Raw genomic sequence first — 438 nt, forward strand, 5'->3', positions numbered from 1 at the left:
ATCAAGCCCGTCCGGCGATTGAGGACAATCAGGAACCGCACCCGGCACCGGGCACGCGGCCGATCTCACCCCGGGGGAACCATGAGACAGCGGGCCTTACGACTCTCCTTGCTGGCCGGCGGCATCATCGTCGCGTTCTTCGTCCTCCTCGCCGTCTACGGCGGCGACCGCGCCAAAGAAGGCCGCACCGAAGAAGGCCGCACCGAAGCGAAAGCCGCCCAGGGCAACGAGAAGCCGGGGGCCAGCGCCCCCCTCGCCAGACTCACCGTTCCGCCCGCCTACGACCCCGCCCACGGCTGGGAGATCACGGGCGCCTCCCCCACCTACGCCCTCGCCGGCGCCGGCACCGCGACCCGCCTCGCCCACCTGGAGCGCGCCGGCGACAACCGCTTCCGGCTGCGCACGCTCGACCCGGCCACCGGCCAGCGCCGCTGGGAC

Annotated in this window: 1 pseudogene; it reads left to right on the plus strand. The window is 73.1% G+C overall.

The features are described from left to right. Window positions 1-81: 81 nt before the first annotated feature. Window positions 82-438 (plus strand): annotated as a pseudogene (locus GT042_RS34610) (hypothetical protein); the annotation flags it as partial.

The sequence above is a fragment of the Streptomyces sp. SID3212 genome (assembly GCF_009865405.1).
In the GTDB taxonomy this organism is placed as follows: Bacteria; Actinomycetota; Actinomycetes; order Streptomycetales; family Streptomycetaceae; genus Streptomyces.